The organism is Blastococcus sp. PRF04-17 (genome assembly GCF_023016265.1).
In the GTDB taxonomy this organism is placed as follows: Bacteria; Actinomycetota; Actinomycetes; order Mycobacteriales; family Geodermatophilaceae; genus Blastococcus_B.
This window is the reverse complement of sequence record NZ_CP095412.1, coordinates 3,279,063-3,292,740: the sequence shown is the minus strand read 5'-3', so window position 1 is coordinate 3,292,740 and position 13,678 is coordinate 3,279,063. Positions and strand designations below refer to the sequence as shown.

Below are 13,678 nucleotides of genomic sequence, written 5' to 3'. Positions count from 1 at the left end.
GACGGGTGAGGAGGTGGGAGTGATCGAGGTGGTCGACGCGCTGCCCCCCGCCGACCGGCGGAGTGCCTTCGCCAACGCGCCCATGGGCATCGCGCTGACGACACCGGACGGCGTGCTCGTCGACGCGAATCCGGCGCTCTGCGCGATGCTCGGCCGCTCGCTGGAACAGCTCTACGGACGATCGGTGCTCGACCAGATCCGTCCCGACCTCAGGTCCGCCGCCAACGACGCGCACGCCTCGCTGATCGCGGCCCCCAACCGTCCCATGCGGCACGAGACCCGCCTGCAGCGCGCCGACGCGACCGACGTCCCCGTGCAGGTGACCGCCTCGTGGGTGGACGCGGCACCGGGCCAGGCGGCGCACCTGGTGATGATCGTGGAGGACATCACCGACCGGAAGGCGCTGGAGGCGCAACTGGTCCACCGGTCGCTGCACGACCCCCTGACCGGGCTGCCCAACCGGCTGCTGTTCCAGGACCGGCTCTGGCACGCGCTGGAGCGCGGCCGGCGGGAGAACACGCCGACCTGCGTGCTGATCGCCGACCTCGACGGCTTCAAGGCCATCAACGACGAACTGGGTCATCCCATGGGCGACCTCGTGCTGGTCACGTTCGCCGAGCGGCTGCGGTCGGTGCTGCGGGCCAGCGACACCGCGGCCCGCCTGGGCGGCGACGAGTTCAGCATCGTCTGCGAGAACACCGAGCCCGCCGACGCCGAGGTTCTCGCCGAACGGCTGCGGACCACGGTCACCGAGCCGCTCACCCTCAGCGGCCGGCCGGTCTCCATCGGGTTGAGCATCGGGATCGGCTCGGTGCCCGGCGGCGAGGAGCCGGCCACGGTCTACGAGCGCGTCGTCCGCGAGGCCGACGACGCCATGTACCGGGACAAGGCCCTCCGACGGGGCACCGGCACCGTTCCGCCGCCCTAGCCGAGAGCTGCGGCGACCACCGTCCGGGCCTCCTGCTGCACCTGCGCCAGGTGATCGGGACCCTTGAACGACTCTGCGTAGATCTTGTAGACGTCCTCGGTGCCCGACGGCCGAGCCGCGAACCAGGCGTTCTCCGTGGTGACCTTGAGCCCGCCGATGGGGGCGTCGTTGCCCGGCGCGCGGGTCAGCCGGGCCACGATCGGCTCACCGCCGAGCTCCGTCGCGGTCACGTCCTCCGGTGACAGCTTGCCCAGCCGGGCCTTCTCCTCCCGCGTCGCCGGTGCATCGATGCGTGCGTAGGCGGACTCGCCGAAGTGGTCGGTCAGCTGCTTGTGCAGCTTCGAGGGGGACCGGCCCGTCACGGCCTGGATCTCGGCGGCGAGCAGCGCCAGCAGGATGCCGTCCTTGTCCGTCGTCCAGACCGTGCCGTCGTGCCGGAGGAACGAGGCTCCGGCGGACTCCTCGCCGCCGAACCCGACGGTGCCGTCGAGCAGGCCGGGGACGAACCACTTGAAGCCGACCGGGACCTCGACGAGCCGCCGGCCGAGGTCGGCGACCACGCGGTCGATCAGCGAGCTCGAGACGAGCGTCTTCCCCACCGCGGTGTCGGTCGACCAGCCGGGGCGGTGGCTGAGCAGGTAGGCGATCGCGACGGCGAGGAAGTGGTTCGGGTTCATCAGGCCGCCGTCGGGGGTCACGATGCCGTGCCGGTCGGCGTCCGCGTCGTTGCCGGTGGCGACCTGGAACTCGTGCCGCCGCCCGACGAGGGAGGCCATCGCGGCCGGGGACGAGCAGTCCATCCGGATCTTGCCGTCCCAGTCGAGGGTCATGAACCGCCAGGTGGGATCCACCTCGGGGTTGACCACCGTGAGGTCCAGGCGGTGCCGCTCGGCGATCGCGGCCCAGTAGTCGACGCTCGCGCCACCCATCGGGTCGGCGCCGATCCGCACGCCGGCCTGCCGGATCGCCTCGACGTCCACGACGCTGGGCAGGTCGTCGACGTAGGTGCCGAGGAAGTCGTAGGGCCGGGCCGCGGTCCGCGCCTGGTCGAGCGGTACGCGCTTGACCCCGCTCAGACCGGCCCGCAGCAGCTCGTTGGCCCGGGCGGCGATCCAGCCGGTGGCGTCGGTGTCGGCCGGGCCGCCGGTGGGCGGGTTGTACTTGAAGCCACCGTCCCGCGGTGGGTTGTGGGACGGCGTCACGACGATCCCGTCGGCCAGGCCCGTCGTGCGCCCGGCGTTCGCGCGGAGGATCGCGTGGCTCACCGCCGGTGTGGGCGTGTACCGGTCCGCGGCGTCCGCGAGCACCGTCACGTCGTTGCCGACGAGCACCTCCAGCGCCGTCGCCCAGGCCGGTTCCGACAGCGCGTGGGTGTCGCGGCCGATGAACAGCGGGCCGTCGTGGCCCTGCTGTGCCCGGTACTCGCAGATGGCCTGCGTCGTGGCGAGGATGTGGGCCTCGTTGAAGGCGGCGTCGAAGCTGGAGCCGCGGTGCCCGGAGGTGCCGAAGGCCACCTGCTGCGCCGCCTCGGCCGGGTCGGGCTCCACCGTGTAGTAGGCGCTGACGAGAGCTGGGACGTCGACCAGGTCCCTGGGCTCTGCGGGCTGTCCGGCGCGCGGGGAGGTCATGCGCTGATCTTGGCGCGTCAGCCCGTGGCGCGCTCGATCGGGCGCCCGGCGGGCGGGCTAGTAGCCCGGCCTGACGGCCAGCCCGAACAAGACCACCAGGACGACGATGCCGATCCCCACCCAACCCAGGACGATGCCGGCGATCGCCATGCCGTCGCCGCCCTCACCGCGCTCCCGGATCTGGCTGCGGGCGATGTAGCCGAAGATGAGGGCGAGAACGCTGCCGATCCAGTAGATCCACAGGATGCCGAGCACCATCGAGGCGACGGCCAACCCGTTCGTGCGCCGCGGTGGCGCGTACGGGTAGCCGTACCCGTACGGCTGGCCGTACGGCGGGACCCCGCCCGGCGGAGGGACGAACTGCGCGGGGTACGTCGGTGCGGGCGGCTGGCTGACGTAGGGGGACGTCACCCCTGGCGGCCTGCCGCGGGACCCCAGGGGTCCGGATGACCGGAGTGCGGTCCTTGCCAAGTCATCTGCTCGTCCTCCACCGTGCCCGACGGTCCGCCCCTCGGTCCGGCGGAACTGTACGAGCCGGTTCCGGACCACCATCGGTCAACGCGCCGGGTGCCGTTCGAGCGAGGCGACCTCCACCCGGGTGATGTCCGTCCGCGCGGCGCGGAGATCGCTCGGGAGGAATCGCCTGAGCGCGTAGCTCAGCTCACCGCGAATTCGCTTGACCAGCGGGCATTCGGCAGCGGCATGCTCTCGGCATGGACCCCGGGAGCGCACGCGCCCCAGGAATGTCGGTAGCCGGGTGGAAGGTGTCGGCATGACCACCACGGCAGCGGTCGAGGCCATCGACCTGGTCAAGCACTTCGGTGACAACCGCGCGGTGGACGGCGTCAGCTTCGTCGTCCCCCAGGGCACGGTGCTCGGCCTGCTCGGCCCCAACGGCGCCGGCAAGACCACCCTCGTGCGCATGTTGACCACGCTCAGCGTGCCCACCAGCGGCACCGGCCGGGTCGCGGGCTTCGACATCCTGAAGGAGCCGAACCAGGTCCGGAAGAGCATGGGCCTCACCGGTCAGGCGGCCACCGTCGACGAGATCCTGACCGGCCGGGAGAACCTGCGGCTGATCGGGAGCCTGTACGGGCTGCCCAAGCGCTACGTCCGCGAGGTGAGCGACTCCCTCCTGGAGCGCTTCGACCTCGCGGGCGCCGCCGACCGCATGGCCAAGACCTACTCCGGGGGCATGCGCCGCCGGCTCGACCTCGCGGTGAGCCTGCTCGCCGCGCCGCCGATCCTCTTCCTCGACGAGCCGACCACCGGCCTCGACCCGCACAGCCGCTCGGGGCTGTGGGCGGTCCTCCGCGAGCTCGTCCAGGAGGGCACCACGCTGGTGCTCACCACGCAGTACCTGGAGGAGGCCGACCACCTCGCCGACGAGATCGTGGTCGTGGACAAGGGCAGGGTCATCGCGGCCGGCACGCCCACCCAGCTCAAGGACCAGGCCGGCCGGGCCAGCGTGGTCGTGACGCTCACGCACGCCGCCGACCTCGACCGGGCCGAGGAGCTGATGCGGTCCTGCAGCCAGGAGGTGCACGTCGAACGGGGGAGCCGCCGGCTGACCGCTCAGGCGAGCGGCCTGGGCGACATGACCCGCATCGCCGCGGTGTTCGAGAGCAGCGGCATCGAGCTCGACGACCTGGGGCTGGCGCGGCCCAGCCTCGACGACGTGTTCCTGCACCTCACCGGGCACCGCGCCGAAGCGGAGCGCACGCCCGAGAACGACGACGACGCGACGAGCCAGGGAGTGCCGCAGTGACCGCCGTCCAGACCCCGCGCGCACAGGCACCCGCGCGTCCGCCCGTCTCGCCGCCGTCGCTGCTGCGCGCGGCGTCGACCATCGTGTGGCGGAACCTGATCCACATCCGTCGGATGCCGGAGATGCTGCTCGACGTGACCGTCCAGTCGGTCATGTTCGTGCTGCTGTTCGCCTACGTCTTCGGCGGGGCGATCGCGGCCCCAGGCGCCGACTACAAGGAGTTCCTGCTCCCCGGGATCATGGTGCAGACCATGGTCTTCTCCTCGGCGATCGTCGCCATGGGCTTGACCAGCGATCTGCAGAAGGGGTTCGTCGACCGGTTCAAGTCCCTGCCGGTGCCGCGACCGGCGGTGCTGGTCGGCCGGAGCCTCTCCAGCCTGATCCACTCGAGCATCGGAGTCGCCGTCATGGCGGGAACCGGTCTGCTCATCGGCTGGCGGATCCGCAACGGGTTCACCGACGCCGTACTGGCGTTCGCGCTGCTCCTGCTGTTCGGCTTCGCGCTGATCTGGCTGGGCATCTGGGTCGGCTCGTTGATGCGCACCGTCGAGTCGGTCCAGGGCTTCATGTTCACGGTGATGTTCCCGCTGACGTTCGTCGCCAACACCTTCGTCCCGTCCGAGAGCATGCCGCCGTGGCTGCGCGCGATCGCCGAGTGGAACCCGGTCTCCGCGATCACCCAGGCGTGCCGCGAGCTGTGGGGCAACGGCCCCCCGGCCGGGCCGGACGCCGCCTGGCCGCTGCAGCACCCGGTGCTGGTGTCGATCGGCTGGTCGCTCGTGCTCACGGCGATCTTCGCGCCGCTGGCCGTCTCGGCGTTCCGTCGGCGGTCCCGCGACTGACGCTCATCCCTCCACGCGGTCGAGGAACCTGCGGAGCGTCTCCAGGAAGACCTCGGGCTGCTCGCTGTGCACCCAGTGGCCCGCGTTCTTGATGCGGACCAGCCGGGTGGAGGGGAAGAGCGCGTCCATGTGCGGCCGATCCTCGTCGAGCACGTAGGTCGAGTCCGCCCCCGCGATCCAGAGCACCGGACCGTCGAAGCTGGCGCCCGGGGGCGGGTCGGGGAAGCCGCGCAGGTCGCCGAGGTCCCGCTCGAGCAGCTCGAGGTTCAGCCGCCACCGCCAGCCGCTCGGCCCGTCACCGTCCTGGCCGCCCACCCCCTCGCGGACGAGGCTCTGCAGCAGGAAGCTGCGGACCATCCGGCTGGGCACCGCCGCCCGCAGGGCCTCGTCGGCCTCGCCGCGGGTCTCCAGCGCATCGAGGTCCAGCGCCCGCATGGCCGCGATGAACTCGGCGAAGGGCGAGGCCTCCTCGTCGGGGTCGTCGGTGCGCCCACCCGTCGCCGGATAGGGCACCGGCGCCACGTCGACGACGACCAGGGCGCGCAGCAGCTCAGGCCGGCGCAGCGCCAGCTGCATCGCCACCTTGCCGCCCATCGAGTGGCCCACGACCGTCACCGGCTCGCCGAGGCGCTCGAGCTCGGCGGCGACCATCTCGGCCATGTCCTGGTAGTCCACCCGGTCGGTCCACGGGGAGTGCCCGTGGTTGGGCAGGTCCAGCAACGTCACCCGGTGCCCGTCGGCGAGTCCCTTGGCGATCGTCGTCCAGTTCTTGCCCTGGCCGAACAGGCCGTGCACGAAGACCACGTGCGGACCGGCGTCCCCGAGGGTTCGCGAGGCCAAGCGTTCGTCTTCGCTCACCCGGCGATTCCATCAGACGTTGCGTCGGTGCCGCCCCTTACCGTGCCGGGGACGAGGGGAGACCCCATGCCCGGACGACGGCGGCGGAGCACGACCGCCCGCAGCACGACCACCACCCGCAGGACGACCGGCAAGCGCGCCACGACGCCCACCCGGTCGAAGAAGACGGCCCCGCCGCTGCCCACCGCGGGTCCCGGGGAGCGGGTGTGGGTGCTGGCCGTGCCGTTCCGTGCGTCGGCGCCGGGGGCGGTGTGGCATCCAGGGCTGCAGGCGCACGTGTGGGTCGGTGCCGAGCTCCCGCCCGAGCTCGCGCCCTACGACCCGCCGCCGTACACGTTCGAGCGGTTCCTCGAGGACGAGCTCAACGAGAAGCCGCGGCCGATCCCCCTGGCCCGTCCCCTCACCCCGCGCGACCAGCAGTGCGACGGTGCCGACGTGGTGGCCGCGCACGCCGCCGCGGGCGGCCGGGTCTTCCTGCTCGGCGACGACCCCGGCGTGGGCAAGACCGGCACCGCCATCCTCGCGGTCAAGGCGGTGGCGGAGCAGCGCGACGTGCGCACCGTGCTGGTGATCGCCGACCGGCCGGCCGCCATCACCATCCCGCACTGGGCGCGGTCCATCGCCGGGTTCGGCGACGGCGGGCTCCGCTGGTGCGTCACCACCTGGGACCGGCTGGCCAAGGTCTCGAAGCTGCGCTTCGACGTGGTGGTCGCCGACGAGACGCACATGGTCCGGCACACGACCACCCAGCGCTGGAAGCACTGGAAGGCCGTGTCCGGCGCCGCCCGGGTCACGGACGTCCCGTACGTGCTGGCGGCGACCGCGACGCCCGCGCACACGCCCCTGGAGCTGCCCTACCTGGCGCCCGAGTTCGCTGCCCGGCACGGCGAGTCGGTCCGCGAGTGGGCCGACCTGCCGAGCCGGCTCGCCGCGCACGGGTTCCACGTGGAACGTGGCCGCTACGGCTGGCAGTGGACCGAGGACACCGACGCCCGGCGCAGCGACCTCGCCCGCCTGCAGGGCTGGCTGGCCGACACCGACCCGCCTGCGACGCTGCACCGACCGGCACCGTGGGGCCCGGTGTCGGTCACCGGAACCCCGGTCGCGCTGACCCCGGCGGAGCGGTCCGCCTACGAGTCGGAGTGGTCGGAGTTCCGAGCCGAGATGCAGCTGGCCCGGCGGGGTCGGCAGAGCGCCCGCGGCCGCGCCGCCCTGCTGCGGTTCCGGCAGAAGGCCGGGCTGATCCGAGTGCAGGCCACCGTCGACTGGGTCAGGGCCCAGGTGGAGGCAGAGCGCCAGGTGGCGGTGTCGGTCGAGTTCGTCGAGACCGCCGCCGACCCGATCCGGGAGGCGCTGCTCGACGCGGGCGTCACCGTCGCGGGCATCTACGGACGGGACAGGTTCGACGTGGAGGGCGAACGACTGCGGTTCCAGCGTGGCGAGGCGATGGTCTGCGTCTTCTCCGTCACCGCCTCGATCAGCCTGCACGCCGGCGAACTGCTGCCCGACGGGCGGTCCGCCACGGAGAACCCCCGCGTCGGGCTGTTCCACCAGCCGCGGTTCTCCGGCATCCAGGCTCGGCAGGTCACCGGCCGGACGCACCGCGACGGCCGCACCTCACCGTGGCGGATCGCCTTCGCCGAGGACACCGTCGAGGAGCAGATCGCCCGCGTCATGGTCGAGCGGCTGGCGGTCAGCGGATCGGCCGCCGGCGCCGACACGTCCTCGCTGCAGGAGATCGCCGAGCTGCTGGGAGCGGACTGGCTGCCGGCCGCGGCGCTGACCGGGGAGGCCTGAGCTGACCGAGGAGCCCTGAGCTGACCGAGGAGCCCTGACCAGGGCCTGGGCGTCAGGCCGGCTTCCCGTCGCCAGCCGGACCGTCGCCGTCCGCTGAGACGGGCACCCGCGTGACGGCCCCGTCGCCCGTCGAGCCGCTGAGCCGGCGCAGCAGGGCGTGGACGTCGATCCCGGTGAGGTCGCCGGAGAGCTGCAGGCCCTGGGCGACATTGGCGGCGACGGACTTGCCGAGGGAGCCGGCCCCGTCGGAGGAGATGACGGTCATCTTGTCCACGCTCGACAGCGGCGCGGCGGCGGCGCCGACCACGTCGGGCAGCACCTTGACCAGCATCTCCAGGATGGCCGCCTCGCCGTACTTGGCGAACGCGTCGGAGCGGGCGTCCAGCGCCTCGGCCTCCGCCTGACCCCGGGCCAGGATCGCCGCCGCCTCGGCCGCACCCTCCCGCTCGACGGCGTCGGCGATGGCCTGACGGCGCAGCCTCTCCGCCTCACCGCGCTTGGCACCCTCGATGGCCTCGGCCTCCGCGAGCGCCGACCGGCGGGCCCGCTCGCCCTCACCGGAGAGCTTCGCCTGCTCCGCTGCCGCCTGCGCCGCGGCGATCGTCGCCTGCCGCTGCGCCTCCGCGGTGAGGATCGCGGAGTTCTTCCGGCCCTCCGCCTCCTGCTCCACGCGGTACCGCTCGGCGTCGGCGGGCCGTCGGACCTTGGTGTCGAGCTGCCGCTCGGTCAGGGCCGCGGTGCGGACGGCCACCTTCTCCTGCTCGGCGAGGATCGCCTGGTCCTGCGCCGCCTGGGCCAGCGGGCCGGAGGCCGCCGCCCGCGCCTTGGCGGCGTCGGTCTCGGCGGTGATCTCGGCCTGCCGGAGCGCGAGCTGGCGCTGCGCCACCGCGATCGCCTCGTCGGCGAGGAGCTGCTCCTGCTGAGCGGCCTGACGTGCCCGGGCCTCGGCGATGCTGGCCTCCTTGAGCACCCGCGCCGCCTCGGGTCGTCCGAGGTCGGCGAGGTAGGAGCCCTCCGCCTGGATGTCCTGCAGCTGGAAGGTGTCGAGGACCAGGCCCTGACCGGTGAGGGAGGACTCCGCCTCCTCGGCGACGGCCGAGGCGAACGCGGCGCGGTCGCGGATGATCTCCTCGATCGTCAGCCGGCCGACGATCGAGCGGAGCGCACCGGCGAGCACCTCCGACGTGAACGTGTCGATGCCCTGCTGCTGGTTGAGGAAGCGCTGGGCCGCAGCGCGGATCGAGCTCTCCGTGCCGCCCACCTTGACGATCGCCACGCCCTCGAGGTCGCACTTCACGCCCTGCTTGGAGACCGCGCCGCGGATGCCGACCGGGATCCGGCGGCTGGAGAGGTCCATCGTGTGCAGCTTCTGGACGACGGGCAGTACGAAGACGCTCGCGCCCATGACCACCTTCTGGCCCGAGCTGTCCCGGGACACCACGCCGGAGGAGTCGGTCACCTGGCGACCCTGCCGTCCCGTGACCAGGAACGCCTGGTTCGGGCCGGCCACCTTGATCCGGGACAGGATCAGCAGGACCAGCAGGATCATCAGCGCGGCGATGCCGCCGATCGCGTACAGCAGGGTCATGGGGAGGTGCCTCCGGGCTCGGGCAGGGAATCGGGCAGGGGATCGGGGGCGGTGGAGACGACCTCGACCGCGGTGTCGCTGAGCGCGTCGACCACGTACACCGGCGTACCGGCGCGGAGCGGCTCGTGGCTGCGCGCCGAGAACTTGAGGTGCTGTCCGGCGAGGGACAGCCGGACCTCGCCGAACCCGCCGGACGGGATCGCGGACAGGACGACGCCCTGCGCGCCCACGAGGTGGTGGCGGGTCAGCGTCTCGGACGTGGGCATGTCCTCGAGTGCGCGCGTGAGGCGCACGGCACCCCAGGCCAGCGGGACGGCGACCGCCACGCCGACGAGGACCGCCAGCACCGAGATCGCCTCCGGGAGTGCCTCGGGCAGCACGCTCACGGCCGCGGCGCCACCGAAGCCCACCCCGCCCAGCCCCGCGGCCAGCACCGGGACGGAGAACCATCCGTCCGCGTCGACGTCGCCGATGCCGAGTTCGCCCAGTTCGCCGACGAAGAGCGAGGCCAGGAGGACGACGAGCCCCACCGCGCCGAGCACGAGGAAGACCGTTGCCACTGCGTGCGTCCTCCCCGTCGATCCTGGTGTCCGCACGATTCCAGTTCCGGCACGAGCGCGGCAAGGAAGTCCCCCACCCGGTGGACCGCCGAGCCGGCGGCCTCAGCCGAGCCGGCGGACCACTCGGTCCCTGCCGGGACCGGACAGCTCGTCGGCGACGGCGCGGCGGCCGGCGACGGCCATCAGCAGCGCCTCCGCCGTCCCGGTGACCTCCGGTCCCCGGCCGAAGGTCCAGTCGATGTCCGTGGCGACCAGCCGGACGTCGCGGACCCGGACCGCGCCCCGCAGGACCGGCCCGAACAGCGCGGTGCGCAGGGCGGGCACCAGCCGGTCGGCCGGGATCTGCCGCGGCTTCCCCACCGGCCGCCGGATGTCCTGCTGGTGGATGAGCCCGTCGGTCAGCGCGATGGCCCCGCCCAGGCCGGCCGTGAGCCCGGCGGGCGTCAGGTGGTCACGCAGCAGGTCGACCAGCTCGGCGGGGGTGCGCCGGGCGTAGTCGCGCAGGCCCAGGGCGTTGATCCGGTCCACCAGGAAGAGGCCGCTCGCGAAGCGCGACGCCAGCTGCCGCGGGCCGAGCTCGTCGTAGCTCAGCACGTGCGCGACGACGTCGTGGACGGTCCAGCCCGCGCACAGCGACGGCGCACGCCACTGCTCGGGCTCCAACCGCTCCAGCAGGTCCAGCAGCTCCTCGCGCTCGGCCCGTGCCTGCGCCATCACGCTCATGCGCCGGAACCCTAGGGCTCACAATGGCGGGTCGGGAACGGGCCATGTGGCGAGTAGGACCCCTGCGGCGAGAGCGAGGTGCGGCGTGCGGCGCGAGCCGAGCATCCTGCACCTCGATCTCGACGCGTTCTTCGCGGCGGTGGAGCAGCGCGACAAGCCGTCGCTGCGCGGCCGACCGGTGGTGGTCGGCGGGGTGGGCGGTCGCGGCGTCGTCGCCACGGCGTCCTACGAGGCCCGTGCGTTCGGCGCCCGGTCGGCGATGTCCACCGCGGAGGCCCGGCGTCGCTGCCCGCCCGGGACCGCGTTCCTCGGCGGCCGGTTCGCCGCCTACCGGCAGACCTCCGACGTCGTCATGGGCCTGCTGCGGGAACTCTCCCCGCTCGTGGAGCCCGCCTCCCTCGACGAGGCCTACGTCGACCTGGGTGCCGGCGACGGGCACGACCTGTCCGTGGACGGGGTCACCGAGCTCGCCCGGCGCCTGAAGCACCGCATCGCCGAGGCGACCGGCGGCGTCACGGGTTCGGTCGGCATCGGCACGTCGAAGCTCATGGCGAAGATCGGTTCGGACCTGCAGAAGCCCGACGGGCTGGTCGTCGTCCCGCCGGGGCAGGAGCTCGACGTCCTGCACCCCCTCCCGGTGACCCGGCTCGGGGGTGTCGGGCCCGCCACCGCCGGGCGGCTGCACCAGGTCGGCGTGAAGACCGTGGGTGACCTGGCCACGAAGTCGCTGACCGATCTGGTCGCGCTGGCCGGCAAGGCGCACGGCGCCGGGCTGTACGCGCTGGCACGGGCGGTGGACGAGCGCGCCGTCGTCCCCGACCGCGAGGTCAAGTCGGTCTCCCACGAGGAGACCTTCGAACGCGACCTCACCGACCTGGAGGTGCTGGGGCGGGAGATCGACTCGATGGCGGCGCGGGTGAGCAGGAGGCTGCGCTCGGCTGCCCATTCCGGTCGGACGGTCACCCTGAAGCTGCGCCGCTACGACTTCACCACGCTGACCCGGTCGCAGACGCTCACCCAGCCGACCGACGACCCCCGGCAGATCGCCACCACCGCACGCCGACTGCTGGCCGACGCCGGCACCGCCGGCGGGCTGCGGCTGCTGGGCGTCGGGGTCTCGGGTCTGTCGGTGTACGCGCAGGGTGACCTGTTCGCCGAGGACGACGAACCGGCGGACGACGACACCCCGGTGACGGCCGCCCAGGTGCGCGACGAGCAGTTGCCCGTGGAACGCCGCTGGTGGCCCGGCCAGGACGTGCGCCACGACGAGCACGGCCCCGGCTGGGTGTGGGGGGCGCGGACTGGGCCGGGTGACGGTGCGGTTCGAGGGTCCGCTGACGGCACCGGGGCCGGTGCGCACGCTGGCCGCCGACGACCCCGCCCTGCACCCGGCCGATCCACCCGACTGGAGACTGCCGGGATGACGCGTTCCTGGTGGGGTTGGGGCACGATCGACCGCGCGCTGCCCGACGCCGAGTGCGTCGAGCTGGCGGCATTGCTCCCCGGACTGCCCGACCGTCCCCGCCCCGTACCGGACATCGCCGACGTGGTGGTGCCCCCGCCGCGGCTGCGGCCGCCCACGTCGCTGCCGGTCACCACCGCTCCGGACGTACGGGTGTCGCACGCCTACGGCAAGGCGTACCGGGACGTCGTCCGTGCGCTGTCGGGGAAGCTGCCCGCCGCACCCGACGCCGTCGCCCTGCCGCGGACGGAGGACGACGTCGTGCGGCTGCTGGACTGGGCGGCCGGGGCCGGCATCGCCGTCGTCCCCTACGGCGGCGGCAGCTCGGTGGTGGGCGGCGTCGAGTTCCGCGGCGACGGGCCCTGGCTGAGCCTCGACCTCGCCGGTCTCGGCCGCGTGCTGGAGGTCGATGGCGTGAGCCGCGCCGCGCGCATCCAGGCCGGTGCCCTGGGTCCGGCGCTCGAGGAACAGCTGCGCCCGCACGCGCTGACGTTGCGCCACTTCCCGCAGAGCTTCGAGTTCTCCACCCTGGGGGGCTGGCTGGCGACCCGTGCGGGCGGGCACTACGCGACTCTGCACACCCACATCGACGACCTGGTGGAGTCACTGCGGGTGGTGACACCGGTCGGGGTCAGCGAGTCGTGGCGGCTGCCCGGTTCGGGCGCGGGGCCGTCGCCGGACCGGTTGTTCCTCGGCTCCGAGGGCATCCTCGGTGTGATCACCGAGGCCTGGATGCGGCTGCAGGACCGGCCCCGCTTCAAGGCGTCGGCGACGGTGACCTTCGCCGACATGACCACCGCGACCTCCGCGGTGCGGGCGATCTCGCAGGCCGCGCTGTACCCGGCGAACTGCCGGCTGCTCGATCCGGGCGAGGCGGCGCTGTCGGGGGCGTCGGCGTCCGGCTGTCTGCTCGTGCTGGGTGTCGAGTCCGCCGTCTCGCCGGTGCAGGGCCGGCTCGGCGAGCTGCTGGACCTGGCCCGGGACCACGGCGGCACGGTCGCCGCGTCCGGTGGGGCCGATACCGCCGCCGAGAGCTGGCGGTCGGCGTTCCTGCGCATGCCCTACGTGCGCGACGGCCTGGCCCGCATGAGCGCGATCGTCGAGACCTTCGAGACCGCCTGCACCTGGGACCGCGCCGAGGAGCTGTACGCGACCGTGCGCACCGAGGTGGGGGCGGCGGTCGAGCGCGTGACCGGCGCGCCGGGGCTGGTCAACTGCCGCTTCACGCACGTGTACCCCGACGGGCCGGCGCCGTACTTCACGGTGATCGCGGCCGGGCGGCCCGGCTCGGAGGTGGCGATGTGGGACGACGTCAAGACGGCGGCCACCGAGGTGCTCGGGCGACTCGGCGCGACGATCACGCACCACCACGCCGTCGGCCGGGACCATCGCCCGGGCTATGACAAGCAGCGCCCGGAGCCGTTCGCGGTGGCGCTGCGGGCGGCGAAGGCCGCACTCGACCCGGCCGGCGTCCTCAATCCCGGCGTCCTCGTCGATCCCGCGCCGCCCGTGCCATCGTGACCG

The 13,678-nt window shown here is 73.4% G+C and carries 11 protein-coding genes; 5 read left to right on the top strand and 6 right to left on the bottom strand.

What is annotated here, in order from left to right:
• Nucleotides 1-19 precede the first annotated feature (19 nt).
• A complete protein-coding gene (locus tag MVA48_RS16640) occupies nucleotides 20-928 on the top strand; it encodes a GGDEF domain-containing protein (RefSeq protein ID WP_246981830.1) in 909 nt (302 codons plus the stop codon).
• Here the strand turns inward: MVA48_RS16640 and pgm are convergent.
• Nucleotides 925-2,556 (bottom strand): phosphoglucomutase (alpha-D-glucose-1,6-bisphosphate-dependent), encoded by a 1,632-nt coding sequence (gene pgm, locus MVA48_RS16635; protein WP_246981828.1) that lies wholly within the window; start codon nucleotides 2,554-2,556, stop codon nucleotides 925-927. The genes MVA48_RS16640 and pgm overlap by 4 nt on opposite strands.
• Before the next feature lie 57 nt (nucleotides 2,557-2,613).
• Nucleotides 2,614-2,967: a DUF4190 domain-containing protein gene (locus MVA48_RS16630; RefSeq protein WP_246981826.1), complete on the bottom strand. Its 354-nt coding sequence runs from the start codon at nucleotides 2,965-2,967 to the stop codon at nucleotides 2,614-2,616.
• 361 nt (nucleotides 2,968-3,328) lie between these two features.
• Between MVA48_RS16630 and MVA48_RS16625 the strand changes: the two genes are divergently transcribed.
• Together MVA48_RS16625 and MVA48_RS16620 are read left to right on the top strand one after the other, a co-directional pair.
• A complete protein-coding gene (locus tag MVA48_RS16625; protein WP_246981824.1) occupies nucleotides 3,329-4,324 on the top strand; it encodes an ATP-binding cassette domain-containing protein in 996 nt (331 codons plus the stop codon).
• Entirely contained in the window at nucleotides 4,321-5,166 is an 846-nt protein-coding gene (locus tag MVA48_RS16620; protein ID WP_246981821.1) for an ABC transporter permease, read from the top strand. The genes MVA48_RS16625 and MVA48_RS16620 overlap by 4 nt, the downstream gene beginning before the upstream one ends.
• Before the next feature lie 3 nt (nucleotides 5,167-5,169).
• Here the strand turns inward: MVA48_RS16620 and MVA48_RS16615 are convergent, their stop codons facing one another.
• On the bottom strand, nucleotides 5,170-6,024 hold the full coding sequence (locus MVA48_RS16615) for an alpha/beta fold hydrolase (protein WP_246981819.1): 855 nt from the start codon (nucleotides 6,022-6,024) through the stop codon (nucleotides 5,170-5,172).
• Between the two features lie 66 nt (nucleotides 6,025-6,090).
• Here MVA48_RS16615 and MVA48_RS16610 point away from each other — a divergent pair, with 66 nt between their 5' ends.
• On the top strand, nucleotides 6,091-7,821 hold the full coding sequence (locus tag MVA48_RS16610) for a helicase (RefSeq protein ID WP_246981817.1): 1,731 nt from the start codon (nucleotides 6,091-6,093) through the stop codon (nucleotides 7,819-7,821).
• A gap of 52 nt (nucleotides 7,822-7,873) precedes the next feature.
• Here MVA48_RS16610 and MVA48_RS16605 read toward each other — a convergent pair whose 3' ends face one another.
• The 3 genes from MVA48_RS16605 to MVA48_RS16595 all read right to left on the bottom strand — a co-directional run bounded on the left by MVA48_RS16605 (nucleotide 7,874) and on the right by MVA48_RS16595 (nucleotide 10,692).
• Entirely contained in the window at nucleotides 7,874-9,409 is a 1,536-nt protein-coding gene (locus MVA48_RS16605) for a flotillin family protein (protein WP_246981816.1), read from the bottom strand.
• Entirely contained in the window at nucleotides 9,406-9,969 is a 564-nt protein-coding gene (locus tag MVA48_RS16600; protein ID WP_246981815.1) for an NfeD family protein, read from the bottom strand. Before MVA48_RS16600 ends, MVA48_RS16605 begins: the two co-directional genes overlap by 4 nt.
• Nucleotides 9,970-10,071: 102 nt before the next feature.
• Nucleotides 10,072-10,692 (bottom strand): maleylpyruvate isomerase family mycothiol-dependent enzyme, encoded by a 621-nt coding sequence (locus tag MVA48_RS16595; RefSeq protein ID WP_246981814.1) that lies wholly within the window; start codon nucleotides 10,690-10,692, stop codon nucleotides 10,072-10,074.
• Between the two features lie 85 nt (nucleotides 10,693-10,777).
• Between MVA48_RS16595 and MVA48_RS16590 the strand changes: the two genes are divergently transcribed.
• On the top strand, nucleotides 10,778-13,675 hold the full coding sequence (locus MVA48_RS16590) for a DNA polymerase IV (RefSeq protein WP_246981813.1): 2,898 nt from the start codon (nucleotides 10,778-10,780) through the stop codon (nucleotides 13,673-13,675).
• Nucleotides 13,676-13,678 lie beyond the last annotated feature (3 nt).